General features: G+C 35.7%; 17 protein-coding genes. 1 reads left to right on the plus strand and 16 read right to left on the minus strand.

The features are described 5' to 3' along the window. Nucleotides 1-2: 2 nt before the first annotated feature. From CEY12_RS15215 to CEY12_RS15260, 10 genes are all read right to left on the minus strand, one after another. Nucleotides 3-710, minus strand: coding sequence for a hypothetical protein (locus CEY12_RS15215; RefSeq protein WP_089028494.1), 708 nt, complete (start codon nt 708-710; stop codon nt 3-5). Between the two features lie 70 nt (nt 711-780). Then, entirely contained in the window at nt 781-1,317 is a 537-nt protein-coding gene (locus CEY12_RS15220; RefSeq protein WP_089028495.1) for an adenine phosphoribosyltransferase, read from the minus strand. Beyond that, nucleotides 1,318-2,511 carry a hypothetical protein gene (locus CEY12_RS15225; protein WP_089028496.1) on the minus strand — a complete coding sequence of 398 codons (1,194 nt, stop codon included), beginning with the start codon at nt 2,509-2,511 and terminating at the stop codon, nt 1,318-1,320. A 102-nt stretch (nt 2,512-2,613) separates the two neighbouring features. Beyond that, nucleotides 2,614-3,630, minus strand: coding sequence for a hypothetical protein (locus tag CEY12_RS15230; RefSeq protein ID WP_089028497.1), 1,017 nt, complete (start codon nt 3,628-3,630; stop codon nt 2,614-2,616). Between the two features lie 145 nt (nt 3,631-3,775). After that, nucleotides 3,776-5,107, minus strand: a complete 1,332-nt coding sequence (locus tag CEY12_RS15235) for a quinol:cytochrome C oxidoreductase (protein ID WP_089028498.1) — start codon at nt 5,105-5,107, stop codon at nt 3,776-3,778. A gap of 8 nt (nt 5,108-5,115) precedes the next feature. Further along, a complete protein-coding gene (locus tag CEY12_RS15240) occupies nt 5,116-5,814 on the minus strand; it encodes a c-type cytochrome (RefSeq protein WP_089028499.1) in 699 nt (232 codons plus the stop codon). Nucleotide 5,815: 1 nt separating this feature from the next. Beyond that, nucleotides 5,816-6,337 carry a DUF3341 domain-containing protein gene (locus CEY12_RS15245; RefSeq protein WP_089028500.1) on the minus strand — a complete coding sequence of 174 codons (522 nt, stop codon included), beginning with the start codon at nt 6,335-6,337 and terminating at the stop codon, nt 5,816-5,818. Further along, nucleotides 6,324-7,721 (minus strand): NrfD/PsrC family molybdoenzyme membrane anchor subunit, encoded by a 1,398-nt coding sequence (nrfD, locus tag CEY12_RS15250; RefSeq protein WP_089028501.1) that lies wholly within the window; start codon nt 7,719-7,721, stop codon nt 6,324-6,326. The genes CEY12_RS15245 and nrfD overlap by 14 nt, the downstream gene beginning before the upstream one ends. A 25-nt stretch (nt 7,722-7,746) precedes the next feature. Beyond that, a complete protein-coding gene (locus tag CEY12_RS15255) occupies nt 7,747-10,794 on the minus strand; it encodes a TAT-variant-translocated molybdopterin oxidoreductase (RefSeq protein ID WP_089028502.1) in 3,048 nt (1,015 codons plus the stop codon). Between the two features lie 22 nt (nt 10,795-10,816). Next, nucleotides 10,817-12,172, minus strand: coding sequence for a c-type cytochrome (locus CEY12_RS15260; RefSeq protein ID WP_089028503.1), 1,356 nt, complete (start codon nt 12,170-12,172; stop codon nt 10,817-10,819). A gap of 185 nt (nt 12,173-12,357) precedes the next feature. Between CEY12_RS15260 and CEY12_RS15265 the strand changes: the two genes are divergently transcribed. Further along, on the plus strand, nt 12,358-12,894 hold the full coding sequence (locus CEY12_RS15265; protein ID WP_089028504.1) for a sporulation protein: 537 nt from the start codon (nt 12,358-12,360) through the stop codon (nt 12,892-12,894). Between the two features lie 53 nt (nt 12,895-12,947). Here CEY12_RS15265 and CEY12_RS15270 read toward each other — a convergent pair whose 3' ends face one another. The 6 genes from CEY12_RS15270 to CEY12_RS15295 form a co-directional block, all read right to left on the minus strand. Further along, a complete protein-coding gene (locus CEY12_RS15270) occupies nt 12,948-14,222 on the minus strand; it encodes a DUF6080 domain-containing protein (protein ID WP_089028505.1) in 1,275 nt (424 codons plus the stop codon). 77 nt (nt 14,223-14,299) lie between these two features. Beyond that, nucleotides 14,300-15,253 carry a T9SS-dependent choice-of-anchor J family protein gene (locus CEY12_RS15275; protein ID WP_089028506.1) on the minus strand — a complete coding sequence of 318 codons (954 nt, stop codon included), beginning with the start codon at nt 15,251-15,253 and terminating at the stop codon, nt 14,300-14,302. A gap of 75 nt (nt 15,254-15,328) precedes the next feature. Next, nucleotides 15,329-16,867, minus strand: coding sequence for a protein adenylyltransferase SelO (locus tag CEY12_RS15280; RefSeq protein WP_089028507.1), 1,539 nt, complete (start codon nt 16,865-16,867; stop codon nt 15,329-15,331). A gap of 73 nt (nt 16,868-16,940) precedes the next feature. Then, nucleotides 16,941-19,322 carry a transglycosylase domain-containing protein gene (locus CEY12_RS15285; protein ID WP_089028508.1) on the minus strand — a complete coding sequence of 794 codons (2,382 nt, stop codon included), beginning with the start codon at nt 19,320-19,322 and terminating at the stop codon, nt 16,941-16,943. A 6-nt stretch (nt 19,323-19,328) separates the two neighbouring features. Continuing rightward, complete coding sequence (locus CEY12_RS15290) at nt 19,329-19,790, minus strand: gliding motility lipoprotein GldH (protein ID WP_089028509.1); 462 nt, start codon at nt 19,788-19,790, stop codon at nt 19,329-19,331. Then, nucleotides 19,783-21,153 carry a stage 0 sporulation family protein gene (locus CEY12_RS15295; RefSeq protein WP_089028510.1) on the minus strand — a complete coding sequence of 457 codons (1,371 nt, stop codon included), beginning with the start codon at nt 21,151-21,153 and terminating at the stop codon, nt 19,783-19,785. The genes CEY12_RS15290 and CEY12_RS15295 overlap by 8 nt, the downstream gene beginning before the upstream one ends. Between the last annotated feature and the right edge of the window lie 112 nt (nt 21,154-21,265).

Genomic DNA, 21,265 nt, shown 5'->3' on the forward strand with positions numbered 1-21,265 from the left:
TTTTAATAATATTTAGTCATTTCAATATAAGAGTCAGACATTCCGTTGTCGTAGTCCTGATATTTTTCTTCAATAGATGAAAAGTATTTTTTAGCGTCTGCATTTTTCTTTAATCCTAATGCAACGATCCCTGCTTTTCTTGTAAAATAATATGAAGTATAAGGATCAGAAGAGGCTGTAGAAGCTTTGTCTAATAAGGATAGAGCTTCATCATTTTTATTAAGACCTGATTTAGCGTCTGCCATAGCTCCGTATTTCATAGCCATTAATGTTTTGTTATCTGAAGAAAACTGATCTAAAAGATCATAAGCTTCCTGGAATTTTCCTTCTTTGAATTTTAATAAACCAGCATTATAACCAGCAAGTTTACCTATGTCAGTAGAAGAGAAGTCATTGTAAGTTCCAATAAAACCTGGGTTTGCAGCAGACTTACCCCCTAGAGCTTCTTTATCTTTACCTTCAGTAAGATTTTTTTGAGCGGCAAGGAATGTTTTTACTGCTTCAGTATTTTGAGGAGCAACTACAAATTGTTTGTATGCGAAAAAACCTAGAACTCCTAAAACTAAAGCCCCAAAAACAATACCTAGAGGTTTTGAGTACTTTTCAAGGAATCTTTCTGTGTTTAAAGCCTCTCTGTCAAGATCTTTAAAAAATTCCACTGTTTCTTTACCTTCTTGCTCTTTTTGAGCATTCTTTGCAAGTTTTGCCATAAATTCTTAAAAATTGAATTGCAAATTTAATTGTTTCTGAGGGATTTACAAAATACTTTGAATGTATTATTTAATATTCTAAAATATGATAGATTTCCGCGTTGAATTTTTTTAGTTTTTCATCACCATTTAAATCTTTTAAAGCAGTTAAAAAACTGAACTGTGTTACTTTCGCACCTTGTTTTTCAACTAATTTTGCAGCAGCTTCCGTTGTTCCTCCAGTTGCAAGCAAGTCATCATGAATTAGAATTCGTTGTCCTTTTTTTATCTGGCCTTCGCGGGTTTCTATTTCTGCGCTTCCATATTCCAGATCATACTTTTCTGAAATTATGGGTGGCGGTAGTTTCCCTTTTTTTCTAATTAAGATAAATGGAACCTCCAGAGCGACTGCTATGGCAATTCCGAAAAGATATCCACGACTTTCAATCCCACAAACGGCATCTATTTTTCCTTTACTGAATTTAACAAGATCTTCAATTACATCTTCATACAACTTTGGATTAAGAAAGATAGGTGAAATGTCTTTAAACTGAATTCCGGGAATCGGAAAGTCAGGGACATTTTCAATCGTATTTTCCAGTTGCTGTATTAATTCCTGTGAGGCCATTTATGGATTTATTTTATAACTGGAAATTTTCCAGTCGCCGTTTACATTCTTAAGGCCGAAAGTTACTTTCAGAGAAGTTGTTTTTCCGTTTTTGTCTGTAACATCGTATGTCGCATTTACACTTGAGCTGCTTGTGTTGGTTGCATTCGTAGTGATATTTTTAACGCTAACATTCTTTACTGATCCAAATCCTGAAGTAGGGTTTGAAAAAGATTCATAACTTCCCCAGCTTGGATTATTTGAAGCATCAAATGCTGCTTTTAAATTCTGTGAACTTACGTTATTTAAAAATTTAGTTACAGTGTTTTTTGGATCTGCTACTGGTTGTTTAGGTGTAGCAGGCACTGGAGTTGCAGAAGGATCTGTCGGCGAAGGAGCAGTTCCTGTCGGATTGTTAGGATCAATTACTGCGTTTGGATCTGTATTTACTACTGTTGAGTCTGTTTTTGGAGGTGCAGGAACTTTTAATGCTGAAGGATTAACATCCAATCCGATCTTAGACATTTTGAAAGTTTTCGCTGTCGTCTTAACAGAAACTGTGATATCTATTTTGTTATCTACAACTTTTGAGGCTAAGAGTGACGAAAATCTCAAATTGAATCCTTTAAAATTATTATCCGTCATTAGGTTTTTAGCTGTTGAAAGTTTTACACCATTACTGAAAACTTCCAAGGTTGCCTCAAGTCCTGCACCGGTAAATGTAACTGGATTTCCAGCATTATCTACAAGTTTAGGAATGATTTGAATTGCTGTTGCACCATTTCCATCGTCAGCTGATGGTCTTGTGATAATACTCAATGAATTAGCTTTAACATCATTAGGATCGCTTTCTTTTGCTTTTTCATCTCCAAAGATATTCATTTCACCAAGTGAAGGAGGGGCAGTACTTGCCCATTCGATATTGTTTTTTTGAGCAACTTCATCAGCCATAGACAAAATTTCAGGAACTTTTTTTCCATCAATAAGTTTACCCAGGGCCTTCACTTCATTGATATCGCCATCTGCATCTACTCCAAATGTTTTGAGGATGTAAAGCGCTTCATTAAACTTGATCTGTTTAATGGTAGAAAGGCTGGAAGCCATGTCGTTGATACTTGACTGTAAAGTTTTTGTACTCGTAGCATCTACATGATCTTTCTTGCATGCTGTAAAAAGCAATAAACTAAAAATTAGTAGAAGAGAAAACTTTTTCATTTTTATTTGGTTTGTTACAAATTTAGTAAAACCTTTATTAATAGAAATTTTTTATTTTTTATTTTCTTTCTGAGACCATCCATTTCATATAAAAAGTTGATTTTATTTTTTGTTAAGCTGCTCTTTAAGGTCGCCTTTAAAAAAATTACTGAAAATAGTTTGCATATTAGGAAACGATGCATCTTGCCAGAATTTTGTTTGATAATTGCTGTTATCCTTATCATATCTTACTTTTTCGATATCGTTGTTATTTTCGAAACTGAATTCAGTAGGATAGAAGTTTGAATAAGCGATTATTTGATTAAAGTTCGGCTCACTTTTATGTTTTAATTTAATAAAGTTAAGTTCATTATACTCCAGAAAATCTTTTAAGGTTTTGGAGGAGCCTTGTTCAAATGAAAGATTCAGAATTGTTCTTAGATCGTAGAATCGAAATCCCAGGAAGGCAAACTCTTTCTCCTGCAACAAACCACCGGAAATTTCTATTTGATCTTTTCGTTCTCCTTTGAGCTCTTTTATTGCTGTCATTCTTGTTTTATACTCTTCAGGATTCCCGATATGTTTTAATTTTGGAAGATTTAAAGAATTTCCATAATCCCATGATGAAGTATGTTTTTTTTCATTTTTAGGATCTTCTAATCTATAAATTCTATATTGTTGAACATTCGTGCTTTTTAACTTTTTACTTTTATTGTCAAAAATGTATGTTATAATTCCGTCAGCATAAGCATTGAGTTTGTTATTGACAGTTACATATGAATTGAAATTGCCTTTTATAAAAATATATTTTGCAGGTTTATTATTCTTGATAATAACGGGCTCAATTTCCTTGATACGATCATTGATCTTTATTACATCATGATCAAGTTCTGCATATGAAAGTGATGCTACCGAGAAATTATCATAGATTAATTGAAACTTTTCCTGAGTTGGATCTAATGTCTTTTTATCTATTTTACCCTCAATGTCAGAATAAGCCAAGATGCTTCCATCTTTTCCAAATACTGAGACTCTCGGAAGAGGTTTATTGTCTTTTTCTGAAACAAAAGTAATAGTCTGCGCATGGGTCAGATTAAGTATGAGTGTAAAAAGAATTTGTAATAAATAGTTTGTTTTCATAGTAAATAATGGGTGTTTACTGATTGGTATTTATATGTAAGACAACATATTTCCTGAATGGTTGCATGAAAACCCGATTTTTTGCATAAAAAAAGACTGATTATTTAATAATCAGTCTTTTATAGTTTTATTTTGTTACAAGTCCTTAGAAAGGATACTCATAAATTTCAGATTCGTGTAAGAACGGGTTTCCTGTAGGAATTAGTTTCAGTTTAGATAATGCTGTCATTACAGTAAACATGAACAACCCAACTACAAATAAGATAGATCCCAGTATTAAAATGAATACCTCAGGAGTTTTCCAGTATGGTCCAACCGTTCCAGGCATTACCATATTGAAGTAATCTAAAATATGTCCTAAAATAACAACCACCGCCATTACAGTAACTACTTTATAGTTTCTCTTAATGCTACTACTTACTAATACTAATAAAGGTAATAGGAAGTTGATAATTAACATTGGTAAGAATGTTGGTGAATAGTGTTGGAATCTTCCAAAGAAGTAGTTAACCTCTTCTGGTACGTTTGCATACCAATAAAGCATAAACTGTGCAAACCATGTATACGTCCAAAGCATACTTGTAGCGAAAAGGAATACCCCAAGATCGTGCAAGTGATTATCATTGAACTGAGGTAAGAATCCGTTTTTCTTAAGATATACACTGATCAAAATAATCACAGCAATACCACTAGAAAGACAACTTACCATTGAATACCAGATATACATTGTAGAATACCAGTGAGGGTCAATAGACATCAACCAGTCCCAAGCCCAAGCAGCTGAACAGAAGCCGAAGAATACGATATATCCTACTGCCCATCTGTAAAGGAATTGATACTCTACTCTTGATTTTGTCTCATCCACTTTTTTAGACTGCGCTTTCAGTTTCCATGCAAAGAAAGAAGCTCCAATTACATATAAGAAAGTTCTGAATGCATAGAAAGGGATATTTAAGAATCTTTTCTTTTCAAATAAGATCACATCAAAGTGCGGGGAATCCGGGTTTGTCAACTCAGGATCCATCCAGTGGAATAAGTGCCCTTGGTGATAGATATTTAATAACATAAGGATAATCAGAATTGCTCCTCCATATGGAATATAAGAAGCAATCGCTTCCATTACTCTTGTAATAATGATTGGCCAACCTGCATGAGCAGCATGCTGAATACAGTAGAAAAATAATACTGCACAACTTACTCCAAAGAAAAATACAGCTACAAAGTGTAATGATGCCAAAGGTTGGTTGTGAACCTGTAATTCTGCATGCTCTAAATGAGCAGCATGATCCTGAGGACCTACCATCTCACTTGAATGAGTAGGAGCATTATGACCTGAAGCATGAACAGCTTCCATCATCTGTTCAATTTTCTCTGTGCTGATTCCTTTGTTCAAGAAAAAACCAATACTAAATAGAACTAAACCTACTACAAGTAGTATTATAGAAATTGATTTTAATTTTGGTGAAAAAGTATACATTTCTTTTCTTATTTTTTAGTTGCGGTAGTAGTCTCTGTTGTTGCTGCAGCTGGTGTAGCTGGAGCTGTTGTAGCTGCTGCAGGTGCTGCATTTTTCTTGAAAGCACTGATTACATACATTGCTACTCTCCATCTGTCTCCTGCGTTCAATTGTCCCGCATAAGAACCCATTGCATTTCTACCGTTTGTTAATACATAATGAACAGATCCTACAGTAATTTCTCTGTCAGCGTAATTAGGTACACCAGAGAAAGCACCGCTTTGTACAATTGGACCTTGTCCATCTCCTCCTGTTCCATGACATGCTGCACAAGTACGATCAAACAACATTTTACCTCTTTCAATATCCTTAGCTGCATTAGCTGGATTTAAAGGTGAAGCTGTCAGTTTTTTTGATGCATCATATCCTGCATTGTACTCATCTACATTTTTCGGAAGTAAACTTTCTTCGAAAACTCCGTCTTTATTTTGAGCAACACTTCCTTCTACCGGAGCAAGTCCTGTTGCAAAGCTATTTTTTACAAACGCTGGAATTTCATTCTCATGATCTGAATAAGCGTCCTGAGCTTTCATCAATGGATCATAAGCTACCGGGAAATACATATCCGGGAAATATACCAGGGGTGCATTTTCTTTCGGTCCGCAAGAATTAAGTAAAACTGTTGTTAAACCTAAGATTGCAGTAATTCTTAGTACATTCTTTTTCATTTTAAGCGTCTTTAACAGTTATTTCTTCAACTCCAGTTTCAATAAGTAGCTGTTTTACAGATTCTACATCTTCAGTTACAAACTCCATCATGAATTTGTCATCTGTAGTTCTTGGATCTGGATTTTGTGCCGGAGCTCCAGGATACATCTTATTTCTAACTAAGAAGGTAAGAGACATCATGTGAGCAGCACAGAATACCATTAATTCAAACATTGGAACTACGAATGCCGGCATGTTATGTCCCCAATCAAAAGCTGGTTTACCACCAATATTTTGAGGCCAGTCATGATTCATTACGTACCAGGTTACAGTCGCACCGATGGTAACACCATAAAGTGCATAGAAGAAAGCAGCATCAGAAATTCTGGTTTTCTTTAAACCTAAAGCTTTATCTAGTCCGTGAACAGGGAATGGAGTATAAACTTCGTTTATCGTTATTCCTTTATCGTTGAATGCTTTAACGCCGTTCATTAAATCGTCGTCATCAGCATAAAGTCCGTATACAATTTTAGTGGTGCTCATCTCCTTCTTTTGCTTTATAAGTTTCACCTGAGATTTTCAAAATCGATTTTAATTCAGCCTGTGCAATTACAGGGAATGTTCTCGCATATAATAAGAATAATACAGAGAAGAATCCGATTGTTCCTAAATATACACCCACGTCAATAATCGTTGGTTTAAACATCGTCCATGATCCTGGCAAGTAATCTCTTGAAAGGTTGATAACGATGATATCAAAACGCTCAAACCACATACCGATGTTGATAATTAATGCAACAATAAATGTCCAGATAATATTCGTTCTTGCTCTTTTGAACCAGAAAGAAGCCGGGATAATTAAGTTACAAGTAATCAACGCCCAGAAAGCCCACCAGTAAGGTCCTGTTGCAGCACCTGGAGAAAGATAAGTAAAGTCTTCAAATCTTGATCCGGAATACCATCCGATGAAATATTCAGTTGCATATGCTACGGTTACCATACCACCTGTTACAACGATTACGATGTTCATAATCTCGATGTGATACATCGTGATATAATCTTCTAAGTGGCAAACTTTTCTAGCAATTAACAATAGTGTTTGTACCATTGCGAATCCTGAGAAAATCGCACCTGCAACGAAGTAAGGAGGATAGATCGTAGAGTGCCATCCTTTAATAACCGAAGTTGCGAAGTCAAAAGATACGGTAGTGTGTACTGAGAATACAAGTGGAGTTGCTAAACCTGCCAATACCAAAGATAGTTCTTCGAATCTCTGCCAGTGTTTTGCTTTACCACCCCAACCGAATGCAAGGAATGTATAAATTTTTCTTGTCCAAGGCGTTTTAGCTCTATCTCTGATCATTGCAAAGTCAGGGATTAATCCCATAAACCAGAATACTGTAGATACTGAGAAATACGTAGAGATTGCAAATACGTCCCAAAGTAGAGGAGAGTTAAAGTTCCCCCAAAGAGAACCAAACTGGTTAGGAAGAGGGAATACCCAATATCCAACCCAAACTCTACCCATGTGAATTACAGGGAAGATTGCTGCCTGTACAACTGCGAAGATCGTCATCGCTTCAGCTGAACGGTTTACAGACATTCTCCAACGCTGTCTAAATAATAATAATACCGCTGAGATTAAGGTTCCGGCGTGACCAATACCTACCCACCATACGAAGTTGGTAATATCCCAACCCCAGTTAATAGTTCTATTAAGCCCCCATGCTCCAATACCTGTTCCGATAGTATAAGCGATACACCCGAATCCATAGATGAATAGAACTAATGCTGCATATAGTGATACCCACCATAATTTACCTGCTCTTTCTTCGATAGGTCGTGCAATATCTTCTGTGATATCGTGATAAGTTTTGTGACCAATAATTAGAGGTTCCCTTATCGGAGCTTCGTAATGTCCTGACATTTTTTACCTATTTATTATTTAAACTTTATTTTTCTACTCTGTTTCTTACTTTAGTGTGATAGAACACATTTGGCTTGGTTCCGATCTCTTCCAGTAAATAATATCTTCTGTTACTAGAATATAATTCTCTAACTTCAGACTCTTTATCATTCATGTCCCCGAAAGTCATAGATCCGGTAGAACAAGCCGCAGCACAAGCACAAGAGGCTTTAAATTCAGCATCTGATACTTTTCTGTTGTCTCTCTTAGCAGCTAAGATTGTAGCTTGAGTTTCCTGGATACACATTGAACATTTCTCCATTACCCCTCTTGTTCTTACAACCACATCTGGATTAAGTACCATTCTTCCTAAATCATTGTTCATGTTGAAGTCGAACTTATCATTCAGGTTATACGTAAACCAGTTGAAACGTCTTACTTTGTAAGGACAGTTGTTTGCACAATATCTGGTACCAATACATCTGTTGTAAGCCATGTGGTTTTGTCCTTGCTTACCATGAGAAGTAGCCGCTACCGGACATACAGTTTCACATGGAGCGTGGTTACAGTGCTGACACATTACCGGTTGGAAAATCACATCTGGACTTTCGTTTGGTTCGATTAAGATGTCATATAGGTTAGGAACATTTAATCCTCTGTCAATACCTTCTTTAGTTTCGATTTTCTCTTTAGCAGAGTAGTAACGGTCAATTCTTAACCAGTACATATCTCTTGACATTCTGATCTCTTCTTTACCTACAACAGGAACGTTGTTTTCTGCCTGACAAGCAATGATACATGCTCCACAACCAGTACAAGAGTTCAAGTCGATTGATAAGTTAAAGTGAGGTCCGTCTGTATCATCAAAAGCATCCCAAAGATCTATCTTTCTTGCAGGAAGAGCTCCACTGATTGTGTGGTACTCCAAAGGTTTATTCCATCCTTTGTGCTCATCATCGAATGCTACATTTAAGTATTCTGTTAAAGGAACTTCCTTAGCAATTTCATAACGACCCATTAGAGTGTTTTGAAGCTGAATACCTGCAAACTCATGATCTTCACCTGTTTTTTCTATTTTAGCGTTTGATACTACTAAATTAGAACCATCAAATAAAGGATATGCATTTACTCCTGTATCAGCAGTTGCTCCAGAATCCTTTTTACCATACCCAAGTGCAAGACCTACTGATCCGTCTGCCTGACCTGGTTGAATAAATACAGGAACATCTTTTATTACTACTCCGTTTACAGTAAGATTTACGATAGAACCATCTAACTGCATTCTTGCATTAAGATCATTCTCTATTCCTAATCTTTCAGCATCTTTAGGAGAGATTGTCAAATAATTATCCCAAGACATTCTAGTCAATGGATCAGGTAATTCTTGCAACCAAGGGTTGTTAGCCTGAGTACCATCTCCAATTGAAGTCTTAGTATACAATACCAATTCTAAATCAGAAGCTTTAAAGTTTCCTAACTCAGCAACAGCCTGAGCTGCATTTCCTCCAGCGTAAGACAACGTTGTTGCATTGTTTGAAGGAACGATACCATTATATAGAGCTTTGTTGAAAGAAGTCGCTCCTAAGATAGAAGCAGCACTAGCTTTTAAATAGTCATAGTAGTTGTTTGCAGCATTGTTTTTTCCATTTTTCCAAACCAATAGAGACTCTTCAATCTGTCTTGATTTATAGATTTTCTGGATAGTAGGCTGCATTAATGTATAAACTCCAGTCTGAGGTTCCATATCCCCCCAAGATTCCAGCCAGTTTGCTACAGGAATTACAGCTTTCGCTGCTTTATACATTGCGTTTTTCTTATCAGCAACTGCAATTACGTAAGGAACGTTTTTAATTGCTTTTTCAAATTCAGCACCTTTATAGTGAGAATAAATAGGATCTACATTGTTTGTAATTAAAACTCCAACCTGTCCTGCATTTACCCATCCTAAGAATTCCTGATATCTTGCTTTATCAAATTCTTTTAAGAAGTTCGCTTTACCAGTGAAAGCAACAGATCCTAATTTCTGATTAATTAAGTGAGCTAAAACTTGAGCTGCTTTAGAACCGTCTGCAAATACAACAGCTTTGCTGCCTTTTGCTTTAAGTTCTTTTACAATTTCAGTAGCTGTTTTATCAGATGTAGCACCGCCACCCACAATTGCATTGTAAACTTCCACTAATGTTTTGTTTACTGCACTTGGTTTTAGTCTGTATCTTGAGTCAGCGTTAGCACCAGTTAAAGACATGTTAGATTCCACCTGGATATGTCTCAACATGTTTGCTCCCGGTTTTCTAGCTTCAGCATAAGATGTTTCTAAGCTTGCAGCATTGTATTCTCCTAAGAAATCTGCCTGGAAAGAAACGATCAGCTCAGAACCTTTAAGATCGTAAACCGGTAATGCTCTTTGTCCGAATACTTCCTGAGCAGCATCTAATGCAGCAGAGTAAGGGAAAGCATCATAAGTTACAAGTTCAGCTGTAGGATATTTAGCTTTAAACTCAGCAAATAACTTTTTAAAAGTTGGTGAAGCAAAAGACTGAGATAAAAGGACAATCTTTTTACCAGCTGCCTGAGCCTCTCCTAAACCTTTAAGAACAAAATCATCTACTTTGTCAAAAGTTTCGTCTTTACCATCCAGCTTAGGCTGTTTTACTTTATCATTATCATAAAGAGAAAGTACACTTGCCTGAGCTCTTGCGTTAGTTTTACCTAAATCGCCTGCTGCTGGGTTTGGATCAATTTTAATTGGTCTTCCTTCACGTGTTTTTACTAAAACGCTGGCGAAATCGAAACCATCAAAATATGTTGAAGCGTAGTAATTAGGAACCCCAGGAATGATATCGTGAGGTTTTACCACGTAAGGAATCGTTTTAATTACCGGAGCTTCACAAGCAGCAAGTGTTACTGCTGCAGTAGAAAATCCTAATAATTTTAAGAAATCTCTTCTTGAAGTACCTGATCCGTTTTGTTCAGCATCTCCAAGGAAATCCTCTACCGGAATTTCTTCCTGAAACTCTTTTTGAGCCAGCTTATTATTTAAAGCTGGGTCTTTAAGTTCATGAATACTTCTAAATTGTATTTTGTTTGAAGCCATTTATACTTCTAATTTTTAGTTATTAATAATGACATTTACCACACTCAAGACCTCCAATTGCATCTACAGTAATCTTACCACCATCTTTAGGGTATTGTTTTTTCAACTTGTCGTGTAGATTTTTGAAGTATTCTTTATTATAACCGTTGTTCATATCAACTTCAGTAGTTCTGTGACACTCGATACACCATCCCATAGTGAAATCATTAGCCATTTGAACAACATTCATTGTATCTATTTTTCCGTGACAAGCTTTACAAACAACATCAATTTTGTTATTTGGATTTTTCTTGTTGAAAGAGTTGATAATTGCTTGCTCACCTGCAACAACGTGCTGAGAGTGATTGAAATATACGAAATCCGGCATATTGTGGATTCTTGTCCACTCTACGGGTTCAGTTTTTCCTGTATATTGTTGTTTCGCAGGATCCCAGCCTGTATGCTGATAAATCTTTTGAATTTCACCGTCGTAGAATGCCTTATCTTTTCCAGGCTCCATATAGTGTTTTGCATTGTATTCAGAAATTGTTCTGTGACAGTTCATACAAACGTTCATAGAAGGGATTTCAGAAACCTTACCATATTTAGCACTTGAGTGACATAATTGACAGTCAATTTTTTGTTCTCCAGCGTGAATTTTGTGTGAGAAATAGATAGGCTGATCTGGCTTATATCCTTTGTAAACCCCGATCCACATGATCCAGTTCCAAATTCCATAAGTTGCCAAAATAGCTAGAATTGCAAGCAATCCTTTACCTATATAATGGTATTTTTCGTAGATTTCACTGAATGAACGAACTCTAGTTGCGTTTAATCCAGCTAAGTCTTCAGATTGACCTAACTTAACTAATTGTCTTAGTTTAAGTAAGATCCAAACCAATAAACCTGCAATCGCTAAAAGTGAAATGATTACCACATTGGTTGTTGTTTTGTCTGCTGGCGCCGCTGCTGCTGTGTCTGTTGCAGTGGTAGCAGTTGGTTCCGGTTCTGGAGCCGGAGGATTAGTTGTAAAAGCTAAAATATCATCAATATCCTTCTCTGTAAGATTAGGAAACTGTAACATTTCAGTTTTATTAAATTTTTCAAAAATCTCGTTGGCGTATTTATCCCCAGAAGCCCTTAGAGCTTTATTGTCTTTGATCCACTTATGAAGCCAATCTCTGTCTTTACCACCCTCTGTCTTTACTCGTTCTACAACTCCTTTTAAAGGAGGTCCTATCACTTGTTTATCCAGAGCGTGACATGCAGTACAATTCGCTTTGAAAAGTTTCTCGCCGTTTTTAGGATCGCCGTCTTGCCCGTAAAATGAAGCACTGGTTGATAGCAATAAGCCTATTGCGATCAACGTTTGTTTATAATGCTTTCTCCAACTAATCATTTAAATTATCTTATGTTAGTAAAATATTGAACATTCAATCAATCCCGCAAAAATAATATTTTTAACAGGAATTTAACGGCATAAGGAAAGGGGAAAATATCATTTACGTTTAATTTGTATTGATTCTAAATAACTCTGTTTGGTATAATTTTTTAATTTGTATAAATTTGCGGAAACAAGTTTAAATGAAAAATTTAATCAAAATATTGTCAATACTGTCCTTTTTTGGATTTTATAAGATTGAAGCCCAGCAGGTTGTAAAGAAGGATACGTTATCTGGAACGGAACTCATAATGTCTATGGATCCTAAAGTAAAAGATGCTTTAGAGAACTTAGAAGACAAATGTTCAAGAGTGGTTACCACTACAACTCCCAGAGACAATAGTGAAGAAACTTATACAAAACCTACAAAAATATATGTTCCGAATAGGGAATTGACCAATGCTGAAATCTGTAGAAAGAATCCAAGGATTCTTGGGTACAAAATACAGATTACAACTGTGAAAAGTAACGATGAAGCAAACGAAATTAAATCGTATTTTAGAAAAAGGTTTCCTAATTTAAAGGTTGAAACGGATGCTTCATTAAGACCTAATTATAAAATTTTAGCGGGTAGTTATTTTACAAAACAGAGCGCGTCTTCAGACCTTTCCAAAATTAGAGAATACTTTAAATCTGCTGTAGCAGTGCAATATAGAATATTCTGTGCGGAAGCAAAATAAGTTTTGTTTTGACCTAAAATAAAAAAGCTGAGAAGATCTTCTTCTCAGCTTTTTTATTGATAATAAGAATTTAAAAACCAGAAAAATTCTGTCATCCTGATGTAATTATTTATCGCAAGATAAATGAATAATATTCCTATTGTAACTGTTAAAAACGATAATATTTTGGGAGAAGATCTGTACGAATAAAATAGCCACCCTAATAAAATTGGAAATACAAAAACAAAATGCCCACCATAAATGTATGAAGTATGCAACCCAAACCTCATGATACAATGAATGATAATATCCAGAATAAACGAGATCATGACTATTTGAACCAGTTTATTTTTGAAGTTTCTAAAATAACTCCACAATATCAACCCTAATAAAAGGGCGATAAATACATAGGGGATCCATGAGGAATAGACATCCATAATTAATCCTTTGAAATTAAATCCCTTCATATTGTGCTTGTCGCGTATAATGAAACTTGAAAACAGGATGTTACCACCGAAAAAATAGGATAGTATCATATCCCAGATTGGGGTTGATTTTACATTAGAAAATTTTTCATACTGTTCATTGGTCTTGTTAAAGATGTTTTCATACTTAAAATGAATGCGGTTTAAGTAAAGAAGAATAAAACATATACAGGTAAGGATTGTCCGAAAAGTGGCATCTCCAAATTTTTTCCAATTTCTGAACAGGCCTTTTTCAAATACTACAGGAATAAAAGCTTTAACAATATTTGTAATGGTAAGCCCGCCGATTGAAATTCCAGCGAATATGAGTGCTAAACCAGATATTTTTTCTTCTTTTTTAAGTTTAATAGCTGCATAATGATTATACAGGCAAAGAAGAAGAAGAGTATACGTGAAATTTTCCGGCGTGAAAGAAAGTAAAATACATGTTGAGAAGAAGCTGAAGAATAATATAATTAATAGGTTAATCATCAAAGGAATTCTGATGATGTTCTTTAAATATTTAAAGACCTGTAATACGCTTAAACTGACAGCAGTAGTGCTTAGCCATGCTAATACTAACCGGAAAGTAGCATCTGTTTTTCCGTTAGATACTAAAAATGCAAATTCTCTTATCCAATTAAAAAAGTAATAGGAGAGCGGGTGTCTCTCAAAGCTTCCGCCTGTCATTACAATAGAGCGGTTGTCAAAACTAAAGTAGGCATCCCACGGAATCCGATCATCAAAAATAATGGTGTAATTAAAAGCGATATAAGAGCTTAAAATTCCATATGCTATCATAAAAAATAGAAACACCCATAATTCAATTAAGGATGAAGGAAATATAAGCCGGAAAAAATCGATCAGTTTAGATTTGAAGTTCACTTTATTTAAAGTTTTTGCAAAAGTAAAATAAAAAACTCACCAACAATGGTGAGTTTTGTTCTATATGATAAAAGTTATTATTCTTTAATTACTTTTTCTGTAGATGAAGTTCCATCGGCAAATTCAATTTGCAGTAAATAAGTTCCTTTAGAGAACGAAGAAAGATCTTGTTTTGCTGATGTTGTTTTTAAAACGGATCTACCAGAAACATCAAAAATGGAAACTGATTTTATTTTTTTATCTGTTTTAATTTCAACTTCTCCTTTAGTAGGATTAGGGTAAACACTTGCTTTGGTTTTGGAAGAAACTTCATTTGTTGAAAGGGTCCCTGTCGTGATTTTAACATCATCTACCATAAACATATATTTATCGGAAGACATGTACTGGATACCTATTCTTATTGTTTGTCCACTATAAGCGTCAAGGTTTTGAGTAGCTTGTTGCCATGCCGCATACGGAGCAACTAAGGGGCTGGCCCCGGAAATTATGGTGAAATTAGCCGCAGCTGTAGGAGTGCCACTACCAACATATACACCTATTTTATAATTTTCAACATAGTCTGGAGAAAGAGCTTTTACCCAAAGGCTTAGTTGGTTACCGCCCGCTCCTAGTGTTACCGGAGGAGAAATAAGCCAGTCATTATTTACGGGAACACCACCTGGTAGAGATGCTGCCCAAGATACTGCGGTTTTTAGTCCTCCATGTGGCGTGAAATTTCTTACTTCTTCATCAACGCCTGTTACTGCTGTAAGATTATTTGTGGCGTTACTTGCAGAAGGATTAAAGATCTGAAATGCCATTGGAGCTCCGGCATTGGTCCAGTTGGCGGTCCAACCAGGTACAGTAGTTCCTCCAACTACAGGTCCACCTCCCGTATAAGTATCTAAGCCATCTAAGTCTAAGGTTTTCCAGTTACCAATCCCAGTGATTGCAAAGTCAGTATAAGATTCGAAGCCTTCTTCTAACAGAACGGTTTGGGCGTTCCCCCAAATCCCTGCGAATAATACTAAAGAAAGTAAAGTCTTTTTCATAATGCTATTATTAAATTGTACCAAAAATAAGCATTTTTTCAATAAGAGTTACATATCTTAATTAATATTATAAACTTACGAGCTGCATGATAAAGTGGAGCATCCTGAAATGTCATCATAGTCTATTGGCCTCCTTGCAGAAAATTCTGTATAAATTTCTTCATACGGATTTTCTAAAGCATGAGTTAGTTTTTTTAATAAGTCTGTTTTGCCATCATTAATTTCTTCGATGCATTGATATAAAAGATAGTTTCTTAGAATAAATTTTGGATTTGCCTTTTGCATTAATTTGAAAGATTCTTCTTTTGTGATGGTATTTTTTGAGAGTCTTTCATTGTATTTTGTAATAAAACTTTCAAATTTTCTTAGTAGGTCATCATGTAAATGGATATAAGAAATGTTTTTAATTAATTCGTTGTTATTTTCTACTTTCAGCTTTTCAAGCACGTTAAAAAATAAAGTATGATCAAGTCGTAATTCCTGCATCAATCCTTGCCAGTTGCCAAAAAACTCCTCATCTCCTTCCAATAATTGATCGAAACCAAACTTTTTACAAAGCATTTTATCATGAGCTTCCCAGAAATAGGTGCCATAATTATTAAGGGTATCCTCAAGGAACTTTTCATCTTTTATTAATGGATGGAGAGCGTTTGCAAGCTGCCAAAGATTCCATTGTGAGATCTGGCCTTGTTTTCCAAACGCATATCTTCTTCCAGGTAGATCGGTCGTATTGGGTGTGAAATTCAAATTATATTCATCCATCATCGAATAGGGACCATAATCAATGGTCAGACCAAGAATAGACATGTTGTCTGTGTTCATGACTCCATGCACGAATCCTACTCTGAGCCATTCTGTAATCATATCTGCAGTTCTAGTGCAAACACTTTTAAAAAAGTCTTTGTATTTGTCAGTATCTAATGATGTGACCTCAGGAAAATAGTTCTTGATGGTAAAATCAACAAGATCTTGTAATGTTTTATATTCCTGTTGAGCTGAAGCTAATTCAAAATGACCAAATCGAAGAAAGCTTTCTGCAGTTCTGATAACTACAGCTCCTTTTTCTTTCTGTGGATTTCCGTCGTACATCATGTCTCTTATGACATCTTCTCCCGTAAAGCATAAACTTAAGGCTCTCGTAGTTGGAACTCCTAAATGATACATCGCCTCACTCATAAGATACTCTCTGACTGAAGACCTCAGTACAGCTCTTCCATCAGCATGTCTTGAGTAAGGAGTGGCTCCGGATCCCTTCCATTGAATTTCATTTTTTTGCCCGGATTCGTTTATTATCTCTCCGGCTAGTATCGCCCTGCCATCCCCGAGTTGTCCTGCCCAGTTCCCAAACTGATGACCTGCATAAGCAGTGGCATACGACTGAATATTTGCCGGAAGATTATTTCCAACAAGAAAATCGAGATCAGTGTCTTCATAAGTTCCCAAACCAATTTCCTCCGAAAGTTTTTCATTAAAAACAATTAATTGAGGATTTTCAAAACCTGCCGGATAGGTGGTTGAAAAGAGAACTTTTGGAGTAACTCTTTGCATTGGGTTTTCCGAGAAATCTCCGGGAAAAGCTTTTATAAAGGGTTGTCGGATGTCTTTAATATTCATGATTCAAAGATACAATAATAAAAAAAGACCTTTCAAATTGCTTGAAAGGTCTCATGTATTTGTAAAAGAGAAATTATTTATTAAAATCTATATCTTCATTTTTATTGAGATTGTCATTTACGTTTTCTTCTTTTTTAGTAGAATTGTTTTTTGGTGTCGGATCAACAGGTTTTGGATTTTTAATCTCATCAATGGTCTGTAAACCACCATCGTCACCGTAGCCTCCGCTTAGCCCTTTAAGGTCTGAGCATCCGTCTTTCCAATCAGATGGTTTTGTGAATTTATCGTCCGGAGTGACTCCTAAACTCTTATCAGCCCAAACTTTTTTCATGAAAATAGCCCAAATTGGTAAAGCCATTCTAGCTCCCTGCCCTTCACCAGTTCCATAGAAGTGCGTTGCTCTGTCTTCCCATCCAACCCACGCTCCTGTAGCAAGTTTTGGAGTAATACCCATAAACCAACCATCAGAGTTATTCTGTGTTGTACCCGTTTTTGCTGCAATTTCTACGGCTTTCGAAATACCCCTTCTTGAAAGTTCTCCGGAAGCGGTACCAAACTGGGCAACTCCTTTCATCAATTCAATCATAGTATAGGCATAACGAGGATTCATTACTTCTTTTGGATTTACATTGACTTCCTTAATAACCCTGCTGTTGGCATCTTCAATCCTCCAGATCATTTCCGGTTTATTGTAGTTACCATAATTAGCAAAAGTACTGTAGGCACCTAGCATCTCGTAGATTGTAATATCAGAAGAACCTAATGCAATAGTATTGTTTCTTGGTATTTCTTCAGTAACTCCCAGATCTCTTGCGGTCTGTATTACTGCATCAACACCCGTCATTTCGATCAGTCTGGCTGCAACAGGGTTTTGAGAGTGTGCTAAAGCATCTTTCAATGTCAACATTCCTCCTCTACCAGGAACATGCCATCCATTATGATCGTAAGTTCCATTTGAAACTGCTGAACAAGGAGTCATGCCAAGTTTCATAATCGCTGTTGCATATACGAAAGGCTTAAACGTGGAACCTACCTGTCTCTTTCCTTGTTTAATATGGTCGTATTGGAAATGTTGCCAGTCAATTCCTCCTACCCAGGCTTTAATTTCACCTGTTCCCGGAACCATTGACATTAGCCCTGCCTGAGCAATTTGTTTGTGATATCTGATAGAATCCCAAGGTGACATTTCAACTTCTTCCTCCCCATTCCAGGTAAAACGTGATGTTTTTATTGGCTTGTGGAATTCCATTAAAATTGAATCCTCAGAAACTCCGGCAGCTTTTAGAAGTTTATAACGCCCGGTTCTTTTCATCGCCTGGGTCATTACACCACTAATTTGCTTATCCGTTAAGTAGTAGAAAGGTCTGTTTTTTCTTCCTCTTTGCTCTGCATCAAATCTTTTTTGCAGATCCGTTAAGTGTTCCTTGATCGCTTCTTCTGCATATTTTTGCATTTTAGAATCAAGGGTTACATATATTTTTAGACCGTCTTTGTAAAGGTTTAATTTCTTTCCGGTTTCTTTTTCGTGATCTTTAAGATAAGTGTCGATTTCTTTCTTTAAATAAAACTTATAGTAAGCAGAGTAGTCATCGTTGATGTTTTTGATTGGATGATAATCTAAAGTAATAGGGGTTGCTACTGCCTTGTCATACGTACTCTGATCAATATATCCTGTTTTCTGCATTTGTTCTAAAACAACATCTCTTCTTGCCTTTGCTCTTGTTTCATTACGCATCGGATTGTTTTTTACCGGATTTTCCAGCATAGCAACAAACATAGCAGCCTCAGGAAGTGTAAGCTGATTTGTACTTTTATTAAAGTAGATTTTTGAAGCCATTTCAATTCCGTTTGCATTGTATAAAAAGTCAAACTTATTGAAATATAGGGTGACGATTTCTTCTTTCGTATATCTTCTTTCAAGGCTTACTGCTACAACCCATTCCTTTAACTTTTGAAATGCTCTTGCAAGTTTGTTTTGCGAAGCACCTCCTGTGAAAAGTAATTTTGCAAGCTGTTGAGTAATCGTAGATCCTCCACCTCTTCCACCACCATAAACCACAGCTCTTGCAATTGATTGTAAATCAATTCCTGAATGTTCTTTAAAGCGCTCATCCTCTTTAGCCTGTAAAGCATAAACTAGAAAAGGAGGAAGATCTTTATAAGTGATCGGTTGGGTCTTTTCTTTTTCAAATTTGCCTAATAGAACCCCATCTGCAGAAAAAATTTGAGAAGCAACATAAATATCAGGATTCTCAAGTTCTTCTACATCTGGCATTTCACCAAGAAAGCCTTGTGAAACAGCAAAGAAAGTTCCTGAAATTCCTAAAACAGCTACAATAAGTCCAAGCCAAATAAATCTAACCCATTTCTTCCAACCGGTATTTTTATTATTCTTTTTGGGGGGAAGAGGAAATGTTTTTCCTTTAGTCCCTGTGTTTTTTTTGTTTTCTTCCATTTATGGTTACGGTTTAGCCGTTTCTATTTTTACTCCTACATCTTCAATTCCAGGAAGGAAGTCGTTTCTCATCGCTTGTATCAATCCGATTTCATATTTTCCCTTTTCAGGAAATTTATAATTCAATTTATACTGAAAGAGTGTTTCCTTCGTGTCTCCAAAACCTGTTCCAAGCCATTCTCCATTCGGTTTTGTAAGGACATAATTCAATGTGTCAGTCTCTTTTTTCTTGTTTTGAAGATTAGTGAAATTAACAATAAATCTTATATTGCTATAAGGATAATCGTTATTATTTCTTACAACAAATATAATATTTTTAGGATTCTGTGGGTCTGAAATTTCAAGATTAAATTTTTGCTCACTTTTCTTATTCCATTTGTTATCAACAGAATTCATTGTTACATTTTCTCCTGAAGAATTACAACTCAAGAAAAGAATAAGGGATAATAATCCTAAAAATTTATGCATTGTTGTCTTTTTTTGGAGGAAATTTCTTTTTAAATTTTTTCTTATTTGGACCTTGTTGCGGCTTTTTATCAGGATCAGAATTTGCTTCGGTTTTTTCTAAATGCTGCACTTTTGGCTGTTGAGGCCTTGGTTGCTTTGGATTGTGATTAGAATTTGCCTGAGCATTTTCAGATCTTTCAGGTCTGTTTTTTCTTGGACCCTGATTATTGTTTGATCTGTTCTGGTTATTATTCTGATTATGGTTTTGGTTGCGGTTTTTATTGAAGTTTTTATTCTTCTTTTCAAATCTGTCAACACTATTTTCCTGAATCAAATCAATGCTTTGCAATGGAATATCGGGTTGTTTAAGGTCTTCCAACGGTTGGATCCTTTCCCCTCTTTTATTTTTGGAAATAAATTGTTTTACCAGGTCGATATCAAAATCATACCATGCAACAGAGCTGTCAACATAAGCAAACCACATTTTCTTTTTAAACACATCAATTTTAATACAGAAAGCTCTTCCTTTTTCTGTATCCAATGTTGTAGAAGAAGATGGGAAATTGCTTAATGCATCAAGATAGCTGTCTAGTTCATAATTAAGACAACATTTTAATTTGCCACATTGTCCTGCCAGTTTTTGTGGGTTTATACTCAGCTGTTGATATCTTGCTACGTTTGTATTTACAGATCTGAAATCTGTAAGCCATGTCGAGCAGCAAAGCTCTCGTCCACATGAACCAATTCCTCCGATTTTTGCAGCTTCTTGTCTGAAACCGATCTGTTTCATATCGATCTTGGTTCGGAAAGTAGAGGCGTATTCTTTTATTAACTGCCTGAAATCTATTCGGTTATCAGCCGTGTAATAAAAAGTTACTTTTGAAGCATCACCCTGATATTCAACATCGGTAACTTTCATTTCAAGCCCAATGTTGTGCGCAATTTTCCGTGCCTGTATCTTTACACTATCTTCTTTCTTTCTCGCTTCCTGCCAAACTTCAATATCTTTTTGATTGGCCAATCTATATATTTTTAGTGAGTTCTCTTCAGAAGATTTTTTCTTTTTCATCTGAATTTTCACTAATTCACCGGTGAGACTTACCACACCTACATCATGTCCGGGACTTGATTCTACAGTGACTACACTACCTATATGTAAAGGAACATTATTTACATTTTTATAAAATGATTTTCTGTCATTTTTAAATCTAACTTCTACAAAATCACACCTGTTAGAGGCGGGATTGTTGATGTTAGATAGCCAATCGAAAACACTTAATTTATAACTATTACCACAGGTATTTACATTTTCACAACCATTCGCGGATTTCTTGGGTCCGCAAGAATGCGCAGAATCGCCGGATGTTTTACATCCACAACTCATATAACTAATATTTAATCTTGCAAATTTATATATTTTTATCTTTATGTAATTCTAAAAAATTCAAATATTCATTAACATCCTTGATTAATATTAAACAAAAATGATAATCGTC

Origin of the sequence: Chryseobacterium sp. T16E-39, assembly GCF_002216065.1 — a bacterium.
Lineage (GTDB): Bacteria > Bacteroidota > Bacteroidia > Flavobacteriales > Weeksellaceae > Chryseobacterium.